This is a genomic window from Intrasporangium sp. (assembly GCF_032907665.1).
Classification (GTDB): Bacteria; Actinomycetota; Actinomycetes; order Actinomycetales; family Dermatophilaceae; genus Intrasporangium.
In genome coordinates this window covers 1-21211 of record NZ_JAJJPG010000001.1, presented here as the reverse complement: position 1 = coordinate 21211, position 21211 = coordinate 1, and the positions used below count along the sequence as shown (strand labels likewise).

The window sequence follows — 21211 nt, the reverse complement described above, 5'->3', positions numbered from 1 at the left end:
CTTCGATGAGTTCCCTGACGCGCCGCCTCAGAAGTACCCTGCGCAAGGCAGCCCGGCCGGTGGCCCGTCTGGCCCCCTCCCGCGGGCCGTTCGGCCGCCGCCCATTCGTCGTGCAGGCCAAGGCGCAACAGGCGATCGACCGTGGCAAGGACCACCCCGACTCGGCACTGGCGTTGGCGGATCAGCTGATCGCACAGCGGCCCGACCTGACCTACGGGTGGAAGGCCGCCATCTCGATCAGCAAGGCGGCGAAGGACGACGAGCAGGCGCTCGACTACGCCCGACGCTGTGTCGAGGCCGGGTCGGCCTCGACCGACATCCTTCTCCAGTATCGAAAGCTCGCGGTCAAGCTGCGTGACGATGTCGCTGCACGCCACGCAGATGCCGAGCTGGTGCGGCTCACCCCGACCTCGCCGAAGCAGATTCAGCAGGTGGCCCGGGCCTTGCGCTTCAGCTCCCTGCAGGTGGCTCGGGAGTTTCGCGACCGGCTCGCCGGCAGCTCTCTCGACCCGATGCCCGTCGATGACGTCATCGCCGAGCTGGACATCCTGGAGTCCGCGCGAGCGGGCGACGGCGCAGGGCCGTCGGGATCCGGGTCGCGAACCGACAGCCCCGCCTTGGCCGCCGCCAGACGAGTCGCGACGGAGCGTCCCGGAGGACTGGCGATTGCCGTCACGGGTCTGCAGCGTGGCCGGGCGTGGCATGACCTGGTGGCCCTGCTCGAGGACCGGGCCGGCCCCGACGGGGGCCCCCTGGCCGACGCGGGACTTCCAGCGAATCAGCTGGACCAAGCTGCCTCTCGGGCCTTCGCTGACGGCTGGACTGGGGAGGCTGTCACCCTTGCGCGCTGGGCCCTCGCCCAGGATCCCTCCAAGGACCAGATGAAGGGCATCGTCGCGGAGGGTGCTGAGCAGGACCGGCTGATGCGCGACGGATGGCCCGTGCCTCGGCACGCGCCCCCTGCCTACGATGCGGCGCCGCGGTCAGTCCTGTCCCTTCTCGGGCAGTCCCTTCCGATCCGCTCTGGAGGCTATGCCACTCGCTCCCACGGCATCCTCACCGGAGTGGCTGACCGTGGGTGGTCAGTGCGGGCTGCCACCCGTCTCGGCTTTCCCTACGACCTGTGGTGGTCGGCCGACGACGAGCGGACCGTGGCCCCGGTGGACGTCGTCGACGGCGTGCCCTACCACCGACTCCTTCATGACGGTGTCCGCGACTACCCACGCTTCCCGCTGCCTGACTACGTGGCTGATGGCGCCAAGGCGGTCGAAGAGTTGGCGCGGATCCATCGCCCCGCGCTCCTGCACGCTTCAAGCCTCTACGACGTCGGCCTCACAGGACTGACGGCGGCACGCCACCTCGGCATCCCCTTCATCTACGAGATGCGTGGCCTCAAGCAGCTCCTCGAGGAGGCCCGCCTGCCGCACTTCAGGCAGACCCAGCGGTCCCAGTACCTCGACCTGCTCGAGGCGACGGTGGCCAAGGAGGCAGACGCCGTCTTCGTGATCACGGAGGCGCTCGGTCACGCGATGGTGCGCCTGGGGGTTCCGGAGGAACGAATCGTCGTCGTTCCCAACGGCGTGCACGCAGACCGCTTCGCACCGCGGGCCAAGGACGCCGAGCTCGAGCGCGCGCTCGGGTTGTCCGGCAAGATCGTGATCGGCTATGCGGGTGGGTTCGTCGGCTACGAGGGGCTCGAGCTGCTGCTGACCGCTGTCGCCGGGCTCAAGGCCGAGCGCGACGACTTCCACGTCGTCCTCGTCGGTGACGGGGCCCGCGACCGCGCACTCCGAGCGCTCGCGCGGAACCTGCGAATCGAGGACGTGGTCACGTTCACCGGCCGGGTCGGCCACGATGTCGTCGAGCGCTACATCTCGCTCTTCGACATCACGCCCTTCCCGCGGCTGCCAGTGCCGGTCTGTGAGCTGATCTCGCCGATCAAGCCATTCGAGGCGATGGCCATGGCCAAGGCGGTCGTCGTATCCGACGTCGAGGCGCTGACCGAGATCGTCACCGACGGCCGGACCGGCCGGTCGTTCGCGAAAGGCGATCCCGATGACCTCCGCAGGGTGCTCGGCGAGTTGATCTCCGATCCGGCGCAGCGGGCGCGCCTCGGTGAGCAGGCCCGAGCGTGGGTCGTCGCCGAGCGAGACTGGGCAGCGATCACGGCGACCGTGGCCGAGGCCTACGACCGAGTCGTGCCCCGGGCCGCACGCACCGCGTCGTAGATCTCGCGGTAGCGCTGGCCGTTGGCCGACCACTGTCGCTCTGCGACCACCCAACGGCGCGCCGCCTCGGCAAGCCGCAACCGCTCGTCGGGGGCCTTGTACAGGTCAGCGAGCACGTCGGCCAGGGAGGTGGCGTCCCCGGTGCGGAAATAGCGCCCCCTCTGCCCGTCGCCGGTCACCTCACGGAGCGCCTCGAGGTCAGACGTGACGAGCGGGATGCCCGCTGCCATCGCCTCGAAGGGTTTGAGTGGGGTCACGAGTCGGGCGGCTCGCTCGTCGACCCTGGGGATGACGAAGACGTCGAAGAGCGCGTAGTGGTCGAGCACTCGGTCGTGCGGCACCTTGCCAGTGAAGACGACGACGTCGCGGGCACCGAGCTCGTCGACCAGGGCCTCGAGTCTCTCCCGCCGCGCCCCGTCCCCCACGATGAGCGCCGTCGCCGGGACGCCGCGGTCGCGCAGGTGAAGGGCCGCCTCGACGAGCAGTTCGTGACCCTCCCGGTAATGATCCAGATTCGAGACGTAGCCGAAGACGTAACGTCCCCCCAGACGGAGGCGCTCGACGAGCTCAGGATCGCGGGGCGTCGGAACGAAGATGTCGGTCTCGACGCCGTTGGGCACGACGTGAACCCGCTCCGCCGGTACGCCGCGACGCACGATCTCGGAGCGCATCGACTCGCTCAGAGTGACGACGGCGTCCGCGGCGAGCATGCACCTCGTCTCCGTGTCGAACCGCCGCTGGAACATCTCCGACTGCTCGGCCCAAGAGGCGTCGGACGTCCACAGGGACTCGAAGAAGCCTCGGACCTCGTAGACCAGCGGCAGCCCGGTGGCCTGGGCGACGGCGAGCCCGACGAGAGCGGCCTCATAGCCCCTGGAGCCCGAGTGGACGTGGACGATCTCCGGCTGCTCCCGGGAGACGACTGGCGCGAGCGCGGTCGCCCAGTCATCGAGATAGGCATCCCAGGGCTGGTTCTTCGGGACGTCGTCGCGCTGGAGGCGCAGGTGTCGGATGCCCCGGACGTCCTCCTCGGCCGGCGCTCCGGTGACGCCAACGACGGCGGGGAAGTCCAACGCCGTGACCGCGAGCGGGTCGAGTCCTGCAGCCCTCTGGCCGACCAGGGTGTAGAGGCTTCGCATCGAGTAGCCACTCTGGCGATGCGGCATCGAGATCTTGAGCATGTGGAGCACTCGCCCGGGGACAGGGTGCTCGACAGGGGACAGCGGCACATCGATCGTCGGCGTCCACGTCGCGTCGGTCTCACGCCAGCGGCCGAGTTGAGCGCGCGCCTGCGCCTCCACCTTCGGGTCCGGCCAGGTTGCGAGCTCGAGCTGGGTGGCTCGGCGTTGCAGGCTGATCGCGCCGGCCTTCGCCGCGCTGATGCGCACCTGGCGCACGAAGGCGCGGTCATCGGAGTGGGCCTCGAGGTTCTGCTCGGCCAGTTCGAGAGCCGAACGGTGGTCGCCCGCCTCGCTGAGGGCAGCGAGTGACTGCGTGAGGCCACGAGCCGCGCCGTTCGCATCCGGCTGCCTCCGATCGGCGCCTGTCAGGGAGGCGCGGCGAACGATGCTCTTGACGATCCTCTTCAACGGCACCCGCCCAGACTAGACGTGACCTCACTCCGATGAACCGGCCGACAGCGCAGCACGCGCCAAGTTGAGTGGAATAGACTCAACTTTGGTGAGGTTGGAACCGATGAACCCCGTCCTGCCCAGGAGAACGCATGGATCTGCAGCTGACCACCAAGGCTCAGGAGGCCTTCGCGCAAGCCGCGACGACCGCCGCGGCGAAGCACAACCCGAACATCGAGCCGGCTCACCTGCTGCTCGCGTTGGCAGCCCAGGCCGGCACGACGACTCCTGCACTGCTCGAGAAAGCGGGGTCCTCCGTCGGTGCCGCCACGTCCGCGGCCGAGAAGGCGATCGCGACGCTGCCGCAGGTCACGGGCGGGGCCCAGCAGCCGCAGCTGTCGCGCACCGCGCTCGCCGCGGTCCAGCAGGCGCAGCAGTACATGACCGCGATGGGCGACTCCTATGTCTCCACCGACCACCTGCTCCTCGCCCTCGCACGGAGCGGCCAGTTCGGGCTCGACGCCGATGCGATCGAGCAGGCCATCCCGGAGCTGCGCGGCGGCCGCAACGTCACGTCCGACAACCCCGAGGGGACCTACGAGGCCCTCGCGAAGTACGGCACCGACCTGACGGCCGAGGCCCGCGAGGGCAAGCTCGACCCCGTCATCGGCCGGGACGCCGAGATCCGTCGCGTCGTCCAGGTGCTCAGCCGCCGCACGAAGAACAACCCGGTCCTCATCGGCGAGCCGGGCGTCGGCAAGACGGCCGTCGTCGAGGGGCTCGCCCAGCGGATCGTCGAGGGTGACGTCCCGGAGAGCCTGCGCGACAAGACGCTCTACGCGCTCGACCTCGGTGCCATGCTCGCCGGCGCGAAGTACCGCGGCGAGTTCGAGGAGCGGCTCAAGGCGGTCCTCGAGGAGATCAAGGCGTCCGACGGACAGATCGTCACCTTCATCGACGAGCTCCACACCGTCGTCGGCGCGGGCGCCGGCGGCGAGGGGGCGATGGACGCGGGCAACATGCTCAAGCCGATGCTCGCCCGCGGTGAGCTGCGACTCGTCGGCGCGACGACGCTCGACGAGTACCGCAAGCACATCGAGAAGGACGCCGCCCTCGAGCGCCGCTTCCAGCAGGTCTTCGTCGGGGAGCCCTCGGTCGAGGACACCATCGCCATCCTCCGCGGCCTCAAGGAGCGCTACGAGGCACACCACAAGGTGACCATCGCGGATGCCGCCCTCGTCGCGGCCGCGTCCCTGTCCGACCGTTACATCTCCGGGCGCAAGCTGCCCGACAAGGCCATCGACCTCGTCGACGAGGCGGCATCGCGCCTGCGCATGGAGATCGACAGCTCGCCCGTCGAGATCGACGAGCTCCGTCGCGCCGTCGACCGGCTCAAGATGGAGGAGTTCGCGCTCGAGCAGGAGCACGACGAGGCGTCGCGGGAGCGGCTCGAACGCCTCCGCAAGGACCTCGCCGACCGCTCCGAGGAGCTCGCCGCGCTGACCGCACGGTGGGAGGCGGAGAAGTCCGGCCTCAACGCGGTCGGCGAGCTCAAGGCTCGAGTCGACGACCTGCGCACCCAGGCTGACCGGCTCCAGCGCGAGGGCGACCTCGCCGGCGCGTCGAAGATCCTCTACGGCGACATCCCCACGCTCGAGAAGGAGCTCGCCGCCGCCCAGGAGCGTGAGGCGGCCGCCGTCACGGGTGGGGAGGCGCCGATGGTCAAGGAGGAGGTCGGCGCGGACGACATCGCCGACGTCATCTCGGCCTGGACCGGCATCCCTGCGGGGCGCCTCCTCGAGGGCGAGACCGAGAAGCTGCTCCACATGGAGCAGCACATCGGGGCCCGGCTCATCGGCCAGACCGAGGCCGTGCGCGCGGTGTCCGACGCCGTGCGCCGCACCCGGGCCGGCGTGTCCGACCCCGACCGGCCGACGGGTTCGTTCCTCTTCCTCGGCCCGACCGGTGTCGGCAAGACCGAGCTCGCCAAGAGCCTGGCCGACTTCCTCTTCGACGACGAGCGCGCCATGGTCCGCATCGACATGTCGGAGTACTCCGAACGGCATGCGGTGGCCCGGCTCATCGGCGCGCCTCCGGGGTACGTCGGCTACGAAGAGGGCGGCCAGCTCACCGAGGCGGTCCGGCGCCGGCCCTACTCGGTCGTCCTCCTCGACGAGGTCGAGAAGGCCCACCCGGAGACCTTCGACGTGCTCCTGCAGGTGCTCGACGACGGGCGCCTCACCGACGGGCAGGGCCGGACGGTCGACTTCCGCAACGTCATCCTCGTGATGACCTCGAACCTCGGGTCGCACTACCTCGTCGACCCGCTGCTCAGCCCGGAGCAGAAGCGTGAGGAGGTCCTCGGGATCGTGCGCGCCGCCTTCAAGCCGGAGTTCCTCAACCGGCTCGACGAGATCGTCGTCTTCGACGCGCTGACCCAGGCGGAGCTCGCCGACATCGTCGACCTCCAGGTGCGCTCTTTCGGGACGCGTTTGGCAGATCGGCGGATCACGTTGGAGGTCAAGGACGCCGCCCGCTCGTGGCTGGCTGAGCGCGGCTACGACCCCGCCTATGGCGCACGCCCGTTGCGACGCCTCGTCCAGCGGGAGATCGGCGACCGCCTCGCGCGGGCCCTGCTCGCGGGCGAGGTCCGCGACGGCCAGACCGTCCACGTCGGCGTCGATCCCTCAGGGGACGCGCTCGTCCTCAGCTGACCGCCGAGTGCCCCTCTCACGGGGAGCGAGCTCAGCGGCATACGGCATCCCGTATGCCGCTGGGCTGAGGCCCAGCCGCCCCGACCCGCCGGGTCGCTGGGCTCACCGGGTGAACAGCTCTGCGTCCCAACCGAACCGGCGGGCAGCCTCCACGTTGTCAGGTCGGTCGTCGGTGAACCACACGTCGTGGCGGCCGACGTGGCGGCCGAGGTCGCTCTCGATGATCCTGTGCGCGGCGGCGAACGCAGCGGGATCGGGCTTGGCGATGCCGAGGTCGGCACTGTTGAGCACCCGGTCGAAGAGGGGTGTCAGCCCGAGCAGCTCGAGCTCCTGCGGGATGTAGTCCGTGCCGTTGGTGAAGACGTAGGTGCGGTGACCGTCCTCGCGCAGCGTCCGCAGCCGTTCGACGGTCTCCTCGATGGGGGAGCCGCGGTGAGCCCGCCACTTCTCCATGTGCTCCTTGACCCGGTCCGGCTCGGGAACGGCGGACTCGATCGCGAGGCAGATGGCGGCATACCACTCGTCGAAGGTCTGCTGGCCGGTGATCGTCGGCTCGAGCAGGTCGGGGCGGAAGGCGGTGGCCGCGACCGTGCCCGGAGGGAGGCTCAGGGCCGCCTCGATGACCGGGTTCTGGTCGCCGGGGGCGAAGTCGCGGACGACGCCGTCGAGGTCGAAGACGTAGGCGGCGTGCTCGGTGACTCGTCGGGACACGGCCCGTCAGGTGGTCGGGTCGCCGTCGGTGCGGTCGGTGGTCGTGCGCGGATCGGTGTCGGCGCGCTCCCGCGGTGTCGTGTGCGACCAGTGCGCCGTGCCCTCGGTGACGCTGCCCTCCGCCCGGCCGGCGACGACGTCGGCGACGGACGGGTTGACCTTCTCGCGGTAGGCCTCCTCGAGTCGGGCGACCTCTCGCTCTCTCGCGTCGAGCTCCTGCGCCCACGTGTCGAGGTTGCTCTCGCGGCGCCGGAGGTCCTCGTCGCGCAGGGAGGCCTCCTCGAAGCGGCGTTCCTGCTCGAGCCGGTCGGACTCGGCGGACCGCTCGATCTCGGCGATGCGGGAGGCCTCGCGCTCGTCGCGGCGGACCCGGGCCCGACGGCGCGCCGACGCGGCGACGAGGGCCCAGCCGAGGGCGAAGAGGAGCATGGCGCCGATGCCGATGCCCACGAGCTCCAGGGGCTGCGAGTCGCGGCTGAACCCGAGAGCCTCGAGCTGGACCGTCCCCGTCTCGTCCCGCACGCCGAGGAAGGCGGCTGCGCCGAGACCGGCACCGAGGAGCAAGAGGATGATGCCGAGCAGGACCATGTCAACTCCTTCGTCGCGAGCGGGTCGCTCGTGTGCTGCCTGCTGTCGACCCTAGCCCTACCCAGTCCGCTCGTGCTGCTCGACGGTCGACCAAAAGGACTCCGTTAGCCTGACGCCCATGCGAATCCCGGTGAAGCTCGCCGCCGCCGTCCTCTCCGCGCTCTGTGCGACGGGACTGGCCGCGTGCACGAGCGATGACGACAGCACTCCGGGTCCGACCGAGCCGTCCCCGGCGCAGCGGCTCGCGGCCGCCAAGGCGAAGGTTGACGAGGCGCCGACCGTCCACCTCGAGCTGGCCAGCTCCGACGTGCCCAAGGGCGCGAGCGGCGTCACGTCTGGGGAGGGCTGGGGTGCGCACCCGCCCGCCTTCAAGGGCACCCTCAAGGGGACCTTCTCCGGGATCCCCGCCGACGTGGAGATCGTCTCGGTCGAGGGCGAGGTGTGGGCCAAGCTGCCGCTCATCCCGGGGATGAACAAGATCGACCCGAAGGCCTTCGGTGTCCCCGACCCGGCCACCCTCTTCTCGACTGATCGCGGCCTCTCGTCACTCCTCACGGCGACCGAGAGCCCGGCTGCCGGCGACAAGATCCGCAACGGCGCCGAGGTCCTGACGACGATCAAGGGCACCATCCCCGGCCCGAACGTCGTCGACCTCTTCCTCATCGGTGACCGCAACGGGTCCTTCCAGGCGACCTACGGCCTCACCGACGACGATGAGCTGCGACAGGTCGCGGTCACGGGACCCTTCTTCGGCGCGGGCTCGACCTCGACCTACACGCTCACCCTGGACCAGTACGGCACGCCCGTCACGATCACGAAGCCCTGAGCGAGCTGATCACGGTGCCCGCCCCCCGCCGGCACGCGCTGCTCGCGACGGCCGCTGCCGGTGTCGCCCTCGCGGCGGCCGACACCTATGTCGTCGTCCTCGCCCTCACCGACATGATGGCCGGGGTCGGGATCGGCGTCGACGCCCTGCAGCGGGCGACGCCGATCATCTCCGGCTTCCTCCTCGGCTACATCGCCGTGCTGCCGCTCATCGGACGGCTCTCCGACCTGCTCGACCGGCGGCGCGTGCTGCTCGGCTGCCTCGTCGTCTTCGTCGTCGGCTCGGCGGTCACGGCACTGGCGACGGATCTCGGCGTCCTCGTCGGCGGGCGGGTCCTCCAGGGTGTCGGCGGCGGCGGACTGGTGCCGGCGACGCTGGCCCTCGTCGCGGACCTGTGGCCGCCGCATCGCCGTGGCACACCGCTCGGCGTCGTGGGCGCCGTCCAGGAGCTCGGGTCGGTCCTCGGCCCGGTGCTCGGTGCGGTGATCCTCGCCTGGTCGGGGTGGCGGGCGATCTTCTGGGCCAACGTCGTCGCCGGACTTGTCCTGTATGCCGCTGTGCACGTCCTCGGGTCACGCTCGCTCCCAGCCCTCCCGCAACCCGCCCACTCGAGTGGCCCGGCTGTGCACAGGGCGGGTGTGGAGGGTGGGGCCACTCGAGTGGGGGCGGGGTCGAGTGGCCCGGCTGTGCACAGGGCGGGTGTGGAGGGTGGGGCCACTCGAGTGCTGGCGTGGGTGCTCGCCGTGCTCGGGCTCGGCCTCGGCTGGCTGGCCCTCGCCGCCCCGGACGCCCTCGTCACGGATGTCACGCTGGGCCTGCCGTTCGTGCCGTTCGTGGGAAACTCGCTCCTGCTCACGCCGATCGGGGTCACGGCGTTGGGGCTGCTCGCCCTCCTCGCGGTCGTCACCGGCCCCCGGTGGTGGGCCGTGCTCCGTCGCGTCGACCTCCTCGGCGCCCTGCTCGTCGCGGTCGCCCTCGGCAGCCTCGTGCTCACGTTCGCGTCGTCCGACCCCGAGACAGAGGTCGTCGGGCCGTGGGGCTATGCCCTGCTGCCGCTCGGCGGTGCTGCACTCGTCGCCCTCCTGTGGTGGCATCGCCGCGCAGCCGACCCGCTGATCCCACGGCGCGTCGTGGGCGCACGCGGACTCCGGTCGTTGCTCGTCAGCCTGCTCGTCGGCGCCGCCCTCGTCGCCGTGGTCGTCGACGTCCCGGTGCTGGCCCGGCTGACCGACAGCTACGACGAGACCGGCGCGGCGCTCGTCCTCGTCCGGTTCCTCCTCGCCGTGCCGGTCGGCGCCCTCCTCGGCGGGTGGTCGTTGCACCGACTGGGCGACGGGGTCGTGGCCGGGGTCGGCCTCCTCCTCGCCGCAGCGGGGATGCTCGTCATGTCGCGGTGGACCCTCGAGTCCATCGAGGACACCGTCCCGGCGACTGCCGCACTCGTCGTCGTGGGCTTCGGGCTGGGGCTCGCCCTGGCGCCGGTCAACAACGCCGCGCTCGCCGACTCACCCGGCCACGCCCACGGTGTCGCGAGCTCGTTGGTCGTCGTCGCCCGGATGATCGGGATGGTCGTCGGTCTCGCGCTGCTCACGTCGATCGGGCTCACCCGGTACTTCGAGGCGGTTCGCCAGCTGCCGGACCCTTTCGACACCGAGGCCCTTGTGGCCGCCGGCGTGGTCCAGGTCCAGACTGTCTTCCTCGGCGGTGCGGTTGCCGCGCTCCTCGGCGGCCTCGTGGCCTTCACCCTCGGCAGTCGTCGCGTGGCGATCGACGTTCCCGACGAGCCGCGGTTCGTCGGACTCTGACACGCACAGACCTGGACCCTGCCAGACCAGAGGTGCACACTCCTCGACCCGCAGACGACAACCTGATCGGTTGGGGTGGGGGCGGGGCGGCAGATCCGAGGGGCGGCGGCGGGATCCAGCAGCGTCAGAGGAGGCTGCGGATGGCGTCGACCACGGTGTCCGTCGCCTCGTAGGTCAGCATGTGCCCCGCGCCCGGGATCTCCTTGAGCGTCGCGTGGGGCAGCCCCTCGCCGATGGCGTGCGAGAGTGCAGGGGGCGTCAGCTTGTCGCGACTGCCGACGAGAACGGTCACCGGGACGTCCTCGAGCGCGGCGAACGCAGTGCGGACGTCCAGCCGCGAGATCGCGCCGTAGAACGCGCCGATCGTGGTCAACGGCGTGTGCGCCACCTGCCAGACCGTGTCCTTCACATGTCGCGGGTCGGCGACGTCGCCGAAGAGGAAGGCCCGCTGGGAGCGCGGGCGGATCACCGGGCCGCCGATGACGGGAAGACCGCGGGCGAGGAGCCGCATGAGGCGGGTCTCACCCGGGCGAGCGCCCATCGGGATCGCGTGGGATGCGGTGGACACGAGGGCAACCCCGCGGACGCGTGCCTTGACCACGGAAGGGAACTGGGCGGCATACGACAGGACGGTCATCCCGCCCATGGAGTGCCCGCCGAGCACGAGCGGCGACTCGGCGGGGACGACGGTGTCGACCACGGTCGCGAGGTCACGTCCGAGGTGGTCGATCGAGATCGTGCGGGCCTCTTTGCGCACCAAGGCTTTCCGAGAGCCACCGTGCCCGCGTTGGTCCCAGCTGACGATGCGCACGGGATCGTCGGCCAGCGCCTCGACGACGGGGGTCCACGTGCGGTGACTCAGCGTCCAGCCGTGTGCGAGCACCAGCGTGGGGGTCTCCGGGCCGGCGCCGACCGGCGTGTGCACGTAGACGGCGAGGACGACGCCGTCAGGTGTGGTGATTCGGCGGCTCTCGTGACGCACCGGTCAGTCCTCGATCTCGACGACGACGGGCGCGTGGTCGCTCGCGCCCTTGCCCTTGCGGGCCTCGCGGTCGATGGCGGCCCCGGTGACCCGGGCCGCCAGCGCCGGGGAGCAGAGCGCGAAGTCGATCCGCATCCCGCGGCCCTTCTGGAAGCGCAGCTGTGTGTAGTCCCAGTACGTGTAGACGCCGGGACCGGGCGCATGGGGGCGGACCACGTCGGAGTACCCCGCGTCGACGACATCCTGGAAGGCGGCCCTTTCCTGCGGCGAGGTGTGGGTGCGTCCCTCGTAGTACGCCACGCTCCACACGTCCTCGTCTCGCGGCGCGATGTTCCAGTCACCGAGCAGCGCGATCTGCGCAGTCGGGTCGTCGGCCAGCCAGGCCCGCCCGGCGTCGGCGAGGGCGTGCAGCCAGTCGATCTTGTAGAGCAGGTGGGGGTCCTCGAGCGTTCGGCCGTTGGGGATGTAGAGCGACCAGACGCGGACGCCGCGACAGGTGGCGCCGATAGCTCGCGCCTCCGCGGCGACGGGGTCGCCCCAGCCGGGCATGCCGTCGAAGCCGACCTGCACGTCCTCGATTCCCACGCGCGACACGACGGCGACGCCGTTCCACTGGGACAGCCCGTGGTGGGCCACCTCGTAGCCGAGTTCCCGGAACCGGTCGTGGGGGAACTGGTCCTCGCGTGCCTTGGTCTCCTGCATGGCGAGCACGTCGACGTCGGAACGGGCCAGCCAGTCGGCTACTCGGTCGATCCGGGAGCGAATGGAGTTGACGTTCCAGGTGGCGATACGCACGGTTCCCCACCCTAACCAGAGGTGCCCCGGGTCGCCCCGGCCCGTGTGTCAGGGATCATGGAGCATGCTCAACGACCGGCTCACGACCGTCCACCACCTCGGCCTCGTCTTCGACGTCACGGACGGGGGCCCGGCGGACGGCACGCCGGTGGTCCTCCTCCACGGCTTCCCCGCGGACCGGACGAGCTGGGACCCCATCAGCGAGCGGCTCCATGCTGCTGGGATGCGGACCTATGCGCCCGACCAGCGGGGGTACAGCCGCGGGGCCACCCCTCCGGGCACGGCGGCCTACCGGCTCGAGCACCTCGTGGGCGACGTCATCGCCCTCATCGACGCCACCGGGCACGAGAAGGTCCACCTCGTGGGGCACGACTGGGGAGGCGCCATCTCCTGGCTCACCGCCGGCAACCACCCGCACCGCGTCGCCTCCGTGACGGTGCTGTCGACGCCTCACCCCGCGGCGCTGTCGCGGGCCCTCAAGACGCCGGGCCAGCTGCGCCGGTCGTGGTACATGGCCCTCTTCCAGGTCCCCGCGCTCCCGGAGCGGGTCGTCGCGGCCGGGTTCCGCTCCCTCATGGTGGGGACCGGCCTGCCGCTCGAGGACGCCGAGCGCTACGCCGCTCGCCTGGCGACACCCGCGGCGCTCCGTGGGCCGATCAGCTGGTACCGCGCGACGCGGTCCTCACACGTCCGGGCCCGCCGCGTCACGGTGCCCGCCACCTACGTCTGGGGTTCGCGGGACGCGGCCCTGGGGCGGCGCGCGGCAGAGCTGACCAGGGACCACGTGACCGGCCCCTACGAGTTCGTCGAGCTCGACGCCACGCACTGGTTGCCGGAGACGCGCCCCGACGAGTGCGCGGCGGCGATCGTCCGCCGGGTGGAGAGCACCGGCTGACGCCGCGCCACGCCTAGGGTGAGCCTCATGACCTCCCGCCCCGTCGCGCTCGTCACCGGCGCCACTGCCGGCATCGGCCGTGAGTTCGCCACCCAGCTCGCCCAGCGGGGGCACGACCTCGTCCTCGTCGCGCGCGACCGGGCGCGGCTCGAGGGTGTGGCTGCCGAGCTCAGGACGACGTATGCCGCTGAGTCCGAGGTCCTCGTCGCCGACCTCTCCGACCGGCTGGCTCTCCAGGCGGTCGCGGACCGGCTGGGCGACGCAGACCGTCCCGTCGACGTGCTCGTGAACAACGCCGGCTTCGCGCTGCGCCGCAGCTTCCTGCGCAACGAGGTCGCAGACGAGGAGGCGGCCCTCGACGTGTTCGTCCGAGCTGTGCTCGTCCTCTCCCACGCCGCGGGCCGGGCCATGCGCGGGCGGGGCAGGGGCAGGATCATCAATGTCTCGTCCGTGGCAGGCTTCCTCGCGTCGGGGTCCTACTCGGCCGCCAAGGCCTGGGTGACGGCGTTCAGCGAAGGCCTCGCGGCGGAGCTGGAGGGCTCCGGTGTCACCGTGACTGCGCTCTGCCCGGGTTTCACCCACACCGAGATCCAGGAGCGGGCGGGGCTGTCCAAGCGGGGACCTGACTTCATGTGGCTCGACCCCGCCGACCTCGTCGCGGACTGCCTGCGCGACGTCGACAAGGGCAGGGTCGTCTCCGTGCCGGGCCTGCAGTACAAGGCGATCGTCGGGCTGCTCGACATCACACCGCGCCCGCTCATCCGCAAGGCAGGGCAGATCTCACGCCGCCGCAGCCGACGTCGGTAGGAGCGGCGGGACCGTGGCGCCGGGAGCGAGCCCAGCGGCATACGATGACGCCTTGTGACCCAGCCCCGGACCGACGTCGCCACCGCCCGCACCCGACTGCTCGAGCTCATCAGGGAGCGCGCCATCGTCCACGGGCGCGTCACGCTCAGCTCGGGCCGGGAGGCCGACTACTACGTCGACCTGAGGCGGATCTCGCTCGACGGGGAGGCGGCCCCGCTCGTCGGGATCGTCATGCGAGACCTGGCCAGCGACCTCGACTACGACGCGGTCGGCGGGCTCACCCTCGGTGCGGACCCGGTGGCCACCGCGATGCTGCATGCCGCGGCGGCAGCGGGGGAGCGGCTCGACGCCTTCGTCGTGCGCAAGGCGGGCAAGGCGCACGGCCTCCAGCAGCGCATCGAGGGCCCGTCGATCCACGGCCGCAACGTGCTCGTCGTCGAGGACACGACGACGACGGGCAACTCGCCGCTCGAGGCCGTCCAGGCGGTGCGCGACGCGGGAGCCACACCGGTCGCCGTGGCGACGATCGCGGACCGTGCGACGGGCGCGGGGGAGCGGATCCGCCGCGAGGCCGGGGTCGACTACCGCTTCGCGTACTCACTCGAGGACCTCGGCCTGGCCTGACGAGTCGCCGAGCTGGACCGGGTAGCCCCGACGCAGTGCCTCCACCGTGGACGGAGGAGTCACGAGGGTCGCCGTCCCGGACCGGGGCCGGGACACCTGCTCGCCATAGCTGTTGTCCGGCCGCCACACCGTGAGGTGGTCGGTCCGCACCAGGGCCGGCCCGGCATCGACGAGCACGAAGCTGCCCTCCGGCAGGTCCTGCCACCGTGCGGTGTGCAGCCGCCGGGTGCGGTGGCGCCTGTCCCAGCGCTCCTCGTGGAGCAGCCGGTCGAGCTCGGGTGCGAGCAGGCGAGGGGTGCCGAGGCCTGCGGCGACGAGGCCGCGGAACCGCGTGTAGTCCGGGCGACGGCACTCGGCGCAGGGCCGGTGACCGGCGGCGAGGGCAACCGCCTCGTCGAGGAAGAAGAGCGGCGTGTAGTGGCCCGGCTCCCACTGGGCGGCGCGCCGATCCCGGAACGTCAGCCGGCAGGTGATCCACGCCCGGGTCTGGTGGTTGCGCACGACCTCGCGCGTGTCCCGTCCCTCGTGGAGACGGCCGCGGTTGCCCATCCACGCGCCTCGCCCTGGGGCGGCGATGACCTCACCGAGCGGGCTGACCCGGTTGCGAGCGGGACCGCGCGTCCCCGAGCCCGCGGTCACTCGAGCACCTCCAGGCGGATCTCCACCGGGTCACCCGCCTCGAGGTCGTGCGCGGTCCGAACCTTCCTCTTCACGGGCAGCACGTAGCTGCCGCTCCCCGAGTCCGGGAAGACCGACGTGTCCCAGACGGTCGCGGGACCGGGACCCTCGACGTGGACCCGGACGCGGACCGAGCCGAAGCCCCGCGGCGGGCGCGGCCGCTCCCGGACGAGCGTCGACGCCTCCTCGGGGAGGGTCACGAAGAACCAGCCGTCCTGCGCCTTCCAGCGCCACAGCTCAGCGGTGAACCGGCACGACTCCATGGCCTGAGGCTAGGGCCGGGCACCGACAGGCCCTCGGTCCCGTTGCATCGGCCCGGCCGGACTAGGATCGAACCACTGACCACTGACCAGGGGAGCGCTCATGCCCACCGTCGTCTGGATCCTGCTCGGACTCGTCGTCATCCTCGCCATCTGGGGTGTCACGGCATACAACGGCCTCATCGCCCTGCGCAACAAGGTGGAGGAGGGGTGGCGCCAGATCGACGTCGAGCTCAAGCGCCGGCACGACCTCATCCCCAACCTCGTGGAGACGGTCAAGGGCTACGCGACACATGAGCGCGGCACGCTCGAGGAGGTCATGCAGGCCCGCTCGGCCGCGATGGCGGGCGGCCAGTCGCCGGCCCAGGCGGCCCAGTCCGAGGGGATGCTGAGCCAGGCGCTCGGCCGGCTCATCGCCGTGAGCGAGGCCTACCCGGACCTCAAGGCCAACCAGAACTTCCAGGCGCTGCAGACCGAGCTGACGAGCACCGAGGACCGTATCGCCAGCTCGCGGCGCTACTACAACGCGCTCGTGCGGGACCTCAACACGAAGGTCGAGTCGCTGCCGACGAACGTCATCGCCAACATGGCCGGCATCAAGCGCGCCGAGTACTTCGAGACGTCCGCGGTCGAGGCCCAGGTGCCCAACGTCAGCTTCGGCAACCAGGCCCCGGGGACCTTCGGAAACGCCCCGACACCTCCCGTCGTCGGCGGACCGTCGACCCAGCCGGGCTCGGTGACCGGGCCGACGACGCAGCCGGGCCAGAGCCAGAGCGCCAGCGGGCTCCCGCAGGCTCAGGCCCCTGACCCGACGGTGGACCGCCACACGTCGAACGACTGATCCATCGCCCGGGCCAAGGGGCTGCCTGTCATGGCAAGGCGATTCACCGTTCCGGGCATCGACGAGCTCGCGAGCCGGATCCCACTCGACCGGTTCAAGCCGCCAGTGAACCTCCAGGTGAGGCGCCCCCCGGGGATGCCACCGAAGGTTCCGCCGTGGTTCTTCCGCGAGATCGCCTACTTCTCCTATGCCATCCCCATCGGCGGGCCGGTCGACGGGGAGACCACCACGCAGGAGGACATCTTCACGGTGTCGGTCCTCACCGGTGCGGTCCGGCGGATCACCGACGACCGCTCCCTGCCGATGATGAAGAGCGACCGCGACCCGGCCTGGTCGCCGTCGCGCACCTCGCTCGCGATCCACACCGGGACCGACAGTGGCGACCCCGTGCGGATCGTCGTGATCGACCGCGCCAGTGGGTCCGTGATCCAGGACCTCGTGCCCGGGCACAGCCCGGAGTGGCTCGACGCCGGGACGATCCTCTTCCTCGACGTCGTCGACGCCGGGACGGACGCCGCCCGGGCAGACGTCTTCTGCGTCGACACCGCCACGCGCTCGGTCAGCCGGATCACCGATGTCGGCGTGGGCGGCACCATCGGGAGCCTGTCCTGGCACCACAGCGCCGGGCTCGCCCTGGGCTACGCGGAGGAGGGCGGGTCCAGCCCGCGGTACTCCATCGCGGTCATCCCCGCGGCAGCGGTCGGCATGGCCCGCTCGTCCGGCACGCCCGTTCCCCGAGCGGGCCTCACCTTCGTCACCCCGGCGGTGACCCGCGCCGCGACGCCCGACTGGTCCCCCAGCGGCGACCGCATCGCGGTGTCGACCTGGACCGACGGGTCCCCGAGCCGCGTCGGGGTCCTCTCCGTGGCCACGGGTTCACTCGACCTCGTGCCCGGCCCGAGCGCTGCGGAGCCCGGACTGGGCGACTCGGGCCCGGTCTTCTCCCGAGACGGGCGCCTCCTCGCCTTCACGCGGGGACAGGAGGACGAGTGGTCCGAGATCTGGCTGCACACCATCGCCTCTGGTCGCAACCGCCAGCTCACCGACGACCTCCGGACCCGCTTCAAGGGCGCCCTCGACTGGTGATCGTCCGCAGGTGACCGTCGCGGGAATCGCATCCCACCGTGTCCCGTTTCACGGGAATGACCGATGACGAGGCCCTGGACGCCTACTCCAGCATCGTCACGAGCGTGGCCGCGCACCTGACCCCGCGCGTCGCGTCGGTGCGCACACGCCGTGGAGCCGGGTCCGCAGTCGTTCTCAGCGACGAGGGGCACCTGATCACCAACGCCCACGTCGTCGGGGAGGCGAGCCGGGGCGAGGTCGCCTTCGGGGACGGCACGGCCGGTCCCTTCGCCGTGGTGGGCCGCGACCCGCTGTCCGACCTCGCGATCATCCGGACCGGCGTCGACGTCCCGGTCGCGCCGGAGTTCGGCGACGCAGATCGGCTCCTCGTCGGCTCGCTCGTCGTCGCCGTGGGCAACCCTCTCGGTCTCGAGGGCAGCGTCACCGCAGGAGTGGTCAGTGCGCTCGGCCGGTCCCTGCCCGCCCGCGGCCGCACCGCGAGCCGGCTCATCGAGGACGTCATCCAGACCGATGCCGCGCTCAACCCCGGCAACTCCGGCGGGGCGCTCGCGGACGCCCGGGGCCGCGTCGTCGGGATCAACACCGCGGTCGCGGGAATCGGCGTGGGCCTCGCGGTGCCGGTCAACGCGACGACGCGCCGCATCCTCCGGGCCCTGCGAGAGGACGGTCGGGTGCGCCGGGCCTACCTCGGCCTCGTCAGCGTGCCCACCCCACTCGACGAGGCGTCGGTCGAGCGGACCGGGCGGCGTCAGGCCCTCCGGGTGGCCGAGGTCGTCTCCGGCAGCCCGGCCGCGGCGAGCGGCATCCGGCCGGGCGATCTCATCGTCGCGGTCGACGGCACTCCGGTCACCGACGCCCAGTCGCTCCAGCGGCTGATGTTCGAGGACGCGATCGGGCGGCGCACCGAGGTCACGGTGCTCCGCAACGGCGCGATGGTCGACGTCGTGACGCAGCCCGCGGAGCTCATCGACTGACGGCAGTCTCCCCGACCGCAGCCCCTCCAGCGGCGGGTGGGCTCAGCGGCCGGTCCCCCGGTCACGCCCGGCGTGGTCCCGGTCGTCGCCGTCGGTGATCTCCTCGATGATGTCCTCCGCGGCCTCGCCGATCTCGTGCACGATGGCGGTCGTCTCGCGGCGGTGCTTGAGGTACTCGAAGACCATCGGCAGCACCGACACCCCGATGATGAGCAGGATCGCGATCTCGAGCTTGTCCTGCAGGCCCGGGAACGACCTGCCGAGGAAGTAGCCGACGAGGGTCAGCCCCGCGGCCCACAGCACCGCACCGACCGCGCTCCACGTGAAGAAGCGCCGCCGGTCCATCCGGCTCACTCCGGCGACCACGGTGATGAAGGTGCGCACGATCGGAACGAAGCGGCCGATGACGAGGGCCTTGTTGCCGTGCTTGTCGAAGAAGGCGGTCGTCTGGTCGAAGTACTTCTTCTTGAGGATGCGCCCGTCGCGCTCGTAGAGCGGCGTGCCGATCGCCCGGCCGATCTCGTAGCCGGTGACGTTGCCGGCGAACGCGGCGATGCACAGGGCGACGATGGCGACCCCGAGGTTGATGTCGACCTGGCCCGTCGCGATGAACAGGCCCACGGCGAAGAGGAGGGAGTCGCCCGGCAGGATGGGGAACAGCAGGCCGCACTCGACGAAGACGATCGCGAGGGAGATCCAGAAGAAGGCCTCGCCGTACTGGGCGAGCAGGTAGGCGGGGTCCATCCAGTCTGGGCCCAGCGCGGCGACGGCATGCATGCGGTCAAGGGTAAGGGCCGGGGGCGCCCCGGCAGAATCGGGCGGGCCGGGCCGGGAGCGCCCACTAGCCTGACGCCGTGACGAAGGACGAGCAGGGCGGCCGCGACCTCGGCGCGGGGGGCGTCGGCGTGGGCCCGTGGGAGGGGGCGTGGCCGTCGGGCGACCACTGGGACCCGGAGCTGCTCGAGCACGGGGACCGCCGCAACGTCGTCGACGCCTACCGCTACTGGCGGCTGGAGGCGATCGTGGCCGATCTCGACACTCGGCGCCACGACTTCCACGTCGCTGTCGAGAACTGGGGTCACGACTTCAACATCGGCTCGGTCATCCGCACGGCCAACGCGATGAACGCCAAGGCTTTCCACATCGTCGGTCGGCGCCGCTGGAACCGGCGCGGTGCGATGGTGACCGACCGCTACCAGCACGAGCACCACCATCCTGACCCCGGGTCGCTCGCCGCCTGGGCGCGCGGGGAGGAACTGGCCATCGTCGGGGTCGACAACCTGCCCGGATCCCTGCCGATCGAGACCTATGACCTGCCACGCCGGTGCGTGCTCGTCTTCGGCCAGGAGGGTCCCGGCCTGTCGGCGGGGATGCGCGCGGAGTGCGACGTCGTGCTGCACATCGAGCAGTTCGGGTCGACTCGCTCGATCAACGCAGGCGCGGCCGCCGCCATCGCGATGCACGCGTGGGTGCGTCGCCACGTCTTCGGGCAGGTGCCCTGACGGTCACGGCTGATGCCGTATGCCGCTGGGCTCGCTCCCCGTCGCTGGTGCGGTTTCGGGGTGGTGAGCTCTCAGGCGATCCGGGCCGTCCCTCTGCCTGGCGACGGGACAGGGCGGTGGTCGTTGCCGGCTCAGCCGCTGGACTCCTGGCCGCGCCAGCGCAGCGGGGTCTCGGCGTACTCCTCGAGCACGTGGGCCACGACACCGAAGGAACGCGCCACCTGGAAGACGACCTCCCCGGCTTCGGCAGGCAGACGGAGCGCGCTGAGGGCGACGGCGCTGGCGAGGTCGATGTTGGGCCGGGCCCCCGAGTGGCTCTCGACCACGTCGGCGAGCGCCTCGAACCGGCGGCGGAGGCGACCCGTTCCCCGGCGACGCCACACGGCGTCGAGCACGATCTCGGCCCGGGGATCCCCGGAGGGGTAGAGGAAGTGGCCGAAACCGGGGACGTCCCCGTGCCTGCGCAGTGCAGCGGCCACCGCGTCCGAGGCCGGCGCAGGGTCGTCCAGCAGTGCCCGGGCAGCGATCGGGGCGGCACCGTGCAGGGGCCCGGCCATCGCGGCATACGCGGCGCAGAGGCAGTCGTGCACGCCGGCTCGGGTCGACGCGGCCACCCGCGCGGCGACGGTGGACGCGGTGAGCCCGTGGTCGAGGAGCGAGATGAGAAGGACCCGGACGATGTCGGTGTCGGCGCGGGGCGTCGGCCCGCCGCGCAGGGCGCGCAGCACGAGGACCGGGAGGTCGTCGAGGTCCGCCCTGCGGTCTGCCGTCGGCGACGAGGCGCCCTCTGCCGCCACCGATGATCCCTCGTCGAGGGCGAGGACGGCCTCGAGGACCGAGAGCGCGGCAGTGCGCCTGACGGTCGCCGGACGCACGTCGACCGCAAGGGGGTTGCCTGCGGCGAGCAGTTGCATGGCGACCGGCAGCCGGCGCTCGATCGGGAGGGCCCGGAGTACGGGCCCGAGCGACGGGGGGCCGAGCCGTGGGCCCTCGAGGTCGGCGGGCGAGCAGCCGAGCACGAGTGCCGCCGCCGTCGCGAAGCGGGCGTCACTCACGAGCTGCGCGAGGGCGACGCCGCGATAGGAGAGCTCGCCGCCGGCATGGCTGGTCACTGCCGTCGCGACACCCCGGAACCGGAGCAGTGGCTGCGCACCGCCCGATGGGCGGGTCGTCGATGCGAGGGCATCCACCTCGGCGCGTGCGAAGAGGCTCTCCTGCTGGCCCGGTCGTCGGACGCTCCGGATCAGCCCCCTGCTGACGTACGCGTAGAGAGTCGCCCGCTTCACGCCGAGGCGCTGGGCGGCTTCGCTCGTCGTGATCCACC

General features: G+C 71.6%; 20 protein-coding genes. 11 read left to right on the top strand and 9 right to left on the bottom strand.

Annotation, left to right across the window (positions count from 1 at the left end):
* Positions 1–5: 5 nt before the first annotated feature.
* Positions 6–2228: a glycosyltransferase family 4 protein gene (locus tag LOY02_RS00100; protein WP_317180270.1), complete on the top strand. Its 2223-nt coding sequence runs from the start codon at positions 6–8 to the stop codon at positions 2226–2228.
* Here the strand turns inward: LOY02_RS00100 and LOY02_RS00095 are convergent.
* Positions 2186–3823, bottom strand: coding sequence for a glycosyltransferase family 4 protein (locus LOY02_RS00095; protein ID WP_317180269.1), 1638 nt, complete (start codon positions 3821–3823; stop codon positions 2186–2188). The two genes, LOY02_RS00100 and LOY02_RS00095, sit on opposite strands and share 43 nt — an antisense overlap.
* Before the next feature lie 128 nt (positions 3824–3951).
* Here LOY02_RS00095 and clpB point away from each other — a divergent pair, with 128 nt between their 5' ends.
* Positions 3952–6513 carry an ATP-dependent chaperone ClpB gene (gene clpB, locus LOY02_RS00090; protein WP_317180268.1) on the top strand — a complete coding sequence of 854 codons (2562 nt, stop codon included), beginning with the start codon at positions 3952–3954 and terminating at the stop codon, positions 6511–6513.
* A 102-nt stretch (positions 6514–6615) separates the two neighbouring features.
* Here the strand turns inward: clpB and LOY02_RS00085 are convergent, their stop codons facing one another.
* On the bottom strand, positions 6616–7224 hold the full coding sequence (locus LOY02_RS00085; RefSeq protein WP_317180267.1) for an HAD family hydrolase: 609 nt from the start codon (positions 7222–7224) through the stop codon (positions 6616–6618).
* Positions 7225–7230: 6 nt separating this feature from the next.
* A complete protein-coding gene (locus tag LOY02_RS00080) occupies positions 7231–7812 on the bottom strand; it encodes a hypothetical protein (protein ID WP_317180266.1) in 582 nt (193 codons plus the stop codon).
* A 118-nt stretch (positions 7813–7930) separates the two neighbouring features.
* Between LOY02_RS00080 and LOY02_RS00075 the strand changes: the two genes are divergently transcribed.
* Entirely contained in the window at positions 7931–8638 is a 708-nt protein-coding gene (locus tag LOY02_RS00075) for an LppX_LprAFG lipoprotein (protein WP_317180265.1), read from the top strand.
* Between the two features lie 8 nt (positions 8639–8646).
* Entirely contained in the window at positions 8647–10443 is a 1797-nt protein-coding gene (locus tag LOY02_RS00070; protein WP_410505891.1) for an MFS transporter, read from the top strand.
* A 124-nt stretch (positions 10444–10567) separates the two neighbouring features.
* Here LOY02_RS00070 and LOY02_RS00065 read toward each other — a convergent pair whose 3' ends face one another.
* Complete coding sequence (locus tag LOY02_RS00065; RefSeq protein ID WP_317180263.1) at positions 10568–11425, bottom strand: alpha/beta fold hydrolase; 858 nt, start codon at positions 11423–11425, stop codon at positions 10568–10570.
* Between the two features lie 3 nt (positions 11426–11428).
* Entirely contained in the window at positions 11429–12220 is a 792-nt protein-coding gene (locus LOY02_RS00060; RefSeq protein WP_317180262.1) for an exodeoxyribonuclease III, read from the bottom strand.
* 64 nt (positions 12221–12284) lie between these two features.
* Here LOY02_RS00060 and LOY02_RS00055 point away from each other — a divergent pair, with 64 nt between their 5' ends.
* Genes LOY02_RS00055 through pyrE form a run of 3 tightly spaced genes read left to right on the top strand, consistent with a single transcriptional unit; the run spans position 12285 to position 14546 of the window.
* Positions 12285–13115, top strand: coding sequence for an alpha/beta fold hydrolase (locus LOY02_RS00055; protein WP_317180261.1), 831 nt, complete (start codon positions 12285–12287; stop codon positions 13113–13115).
* Between the two features lie 27 nt (positions 13116–13142).
* Positions 13143–13922: an SDR family NAD(P)-dependent oxidoreductase gene (locus LOY02_RS00050; protein ID WP_317180260.1), complete on the top strand. Its 780-nt coding sequence runs from the start codon at positions 13143–13145 to the stop codon at positions 13920–13922.
* A gap of 54 nt (positions 13923–13976) precedes the next feature.
* Positions 13977–14546, top strand: coding sequence for an orotate phosphoribosyltransferase (gene pyrE, locus LOY02_RS00045; RefSeq protein WP_317180259.1), 570 nt, complete (start codon positions 13977–13979; stop codon positions 14544–14546).
* Here the strand turns inward: pyrE and LOY02_RS00040 are convergent.
* On the bottom strand, positions 14520–15185 hold the full coding sequence (locus tag LOY02_RS00040) for a hypothetical protein (RefSeq protein ID WP_317180258.1): 666 nt from the start codon (positions 15183–15185) through the stop codon (positions 14520–14522). The genes pyrE and LOY02_RS00040 overlap by 27 nt on opposite strands.
* On the bottom strand, positions 15182–15487 hold the full coding sequence (locus LOY02_RS00035) for a DUF1905 domain-containing protein (RefSeq protein ID WP_317180257.1): 306 nt from the start codon (positions 15485–15487) through the stop codon (positions 15182–15184). The genes LOY02_RS00040 and LOY02_RS00035 overlap by 4 nt, the downstream gene beginning before the upstream one ends.
* Before the next feature lie 100 nt (positions 15488–15587).
* Here LOY02_RS00035 and LOY02_RS00030 point away from each other — a divergent pair, with 100 nt between their 5' ends.
* The 3 genes from LOY02_RS00030 to LOY02_RS00020 are packed head-to-tail and all read left to right on the top strand — an operon-like array spanning position 15588 to position 18385.
* Entirely contained in the window at positions 15588–16325 is a 738-nt protein-coding gene (locus LOY02_RS00030) for a LemA family protein (RefSeq protein WP_317180256.1), read from the top strand.
* Positions 16326–16355: 30 nt separating this feature from the next.
* The gene (locus tag LOY02_RS00025; protein ID WP_317180255.1) at positions 16356–17411 is read left to right on the top strand and encodes a hypothetical protein; all 1056 of its coding nucleotides are present in this window, start codon (positions 16356–16358) and stop codon (positions 17409–17411) included.
* A 56-nt stretch (positions 17412–17467) separates the two neighbouring features.
* Entirely contained in the window at positions 17468–18385 is a 918-nt protein-coding gene (locus tag LOY02_RS00020) for a S1C family serine protease (RefSeq protein ID WP_317180330.1), read from the top strand.
* Between the two features lie 42 nt (positions 18386–18427).
* Here LOY02_RS00020 and LOY02_RS00015 read toward each other — a convergent pair whose 3' ends face one another.
* Positions 18428–19162, bottom strand: coding sequence for a DedA family protein (locus LOY02_RS00015; protein WP_317180254.1), 735 nt, complete (start codon positions 19160–19162; stop codon positions 18428–18430).
* A gap of 77 nt (positions 19163–19239) precedes the next feature.
* Here LOY02_RS00015 and LOY02_RS00010 point away from each other — a divergent pair, with 77 nt between their 5' ends.
* Positions 19240–19887 (top strand): TrmH family RNA methyltransferase, encoded by a 648-nt coding sequence (locus LOY02_RS00010; protein ID WP_317180253.1) that lies wholly within the window; start codon positions 19240–19242, stop codon positions 19885–19887.
* 131 nt (positions 19888–20018) lie between these two features.
* Here LOY02_RS00010 and LOY02_RS00005 read toward each other — a convergent pair.
* Positions 20019–21211, bottom strand: a 1193-nt coding sequence (locus LOY02_RS00005; RefSeq protein ID WP_317180252.1) for a citrate/2-methylcitrate synthase, incomplete at its 5' end; no start/stop codon positions are given.

What these genes read in the sequence shown, in the direction of transcription:
- LOY02_RS00100 (WP_317180270.1), top strand. Translation starts at nt 6, where the DNA reads ATGAGTTCCCTGACGCGCCGCCTCAGAAGTACCCTGCGCAAGGCAGCC.
- clpB (WP_317180268.1), top strand. Translation starts at nt 3,952, where the DNA reads ATGGATCTGCAGCTGACCACCAAGGCTCAGGAGGCCTTCGCGCAAGCC.
- LOY02_RS00080 (WP_317180266.1), bottom strand. Translation starts at nt 7,812, where the DNA reads ATGGTCCTGCTCGGCATCATCCTCTTGCTCCTCGGTGCCGGTCTCGGC.
- LOY02_RS00075 (WP_317180265.1), top strand. Translation starts at nt 7,931, where the DNA reads ATGCGAATCCCGGTGAAGCTCGCCGCCGCCGTCCTCTCCGCGCTCTGT.
- LOY02_RS00055 (WP_317180261.1), top strand. Translation starts at nt 12,285, where the DNA reads ATGCTCAACGACCGGCTCACGACCGTCCACCACCTCGGCCTCGTCTTC.
- LOY02_RS00050 (WP_317180260.1), top strand. Translation starts at nt 13,143, where the DNA reads ATGACCTCCCGCCCCGTCGCGCTCGTCACCGGCGCCACTGCCGGCATC.
- LOY02_RS00035 (WP_317180257.1), bottom strand. Translation starts at nt 15,487, where the DNA reads ATGGAGTCGTGCCGGTTCACCGCTGAGCTGTGGCGCTGGAAGGCGCAG.
- LOY02_RS00030 (WP_317180256.1), top strand. Translation starts at nt 15,588, where the DNA reads ATGCCCACCGTCGTCTGGATCCTGCTCGGACTCGTCGTCATCCTCGCC.
- LOY02_RS00025 (WP_317180255.1), top strand. Translation starts at nt 16,356, where the DNA reads ATGGCAAGGCGATTCACCGTTCCGGGCATCGACGAGCTCGCGAGCCGG.
- LOY02_RS00020 (WP_317180330.1), top strand. Translation starts at nt 17,468, where the DNA reads ATGACCGATGACGAGGCCCTGGACGCCTACTCCAGCATCGTCACGAGC.
- LOY02_RS00015 (WP_317180254.1), bottom strand. Translation starts at nt 19,162, where the DNA reads ATGCATGCCGTCGCCGCGCTGGGCCCAGACTGGATGGACCCCGCCTAC.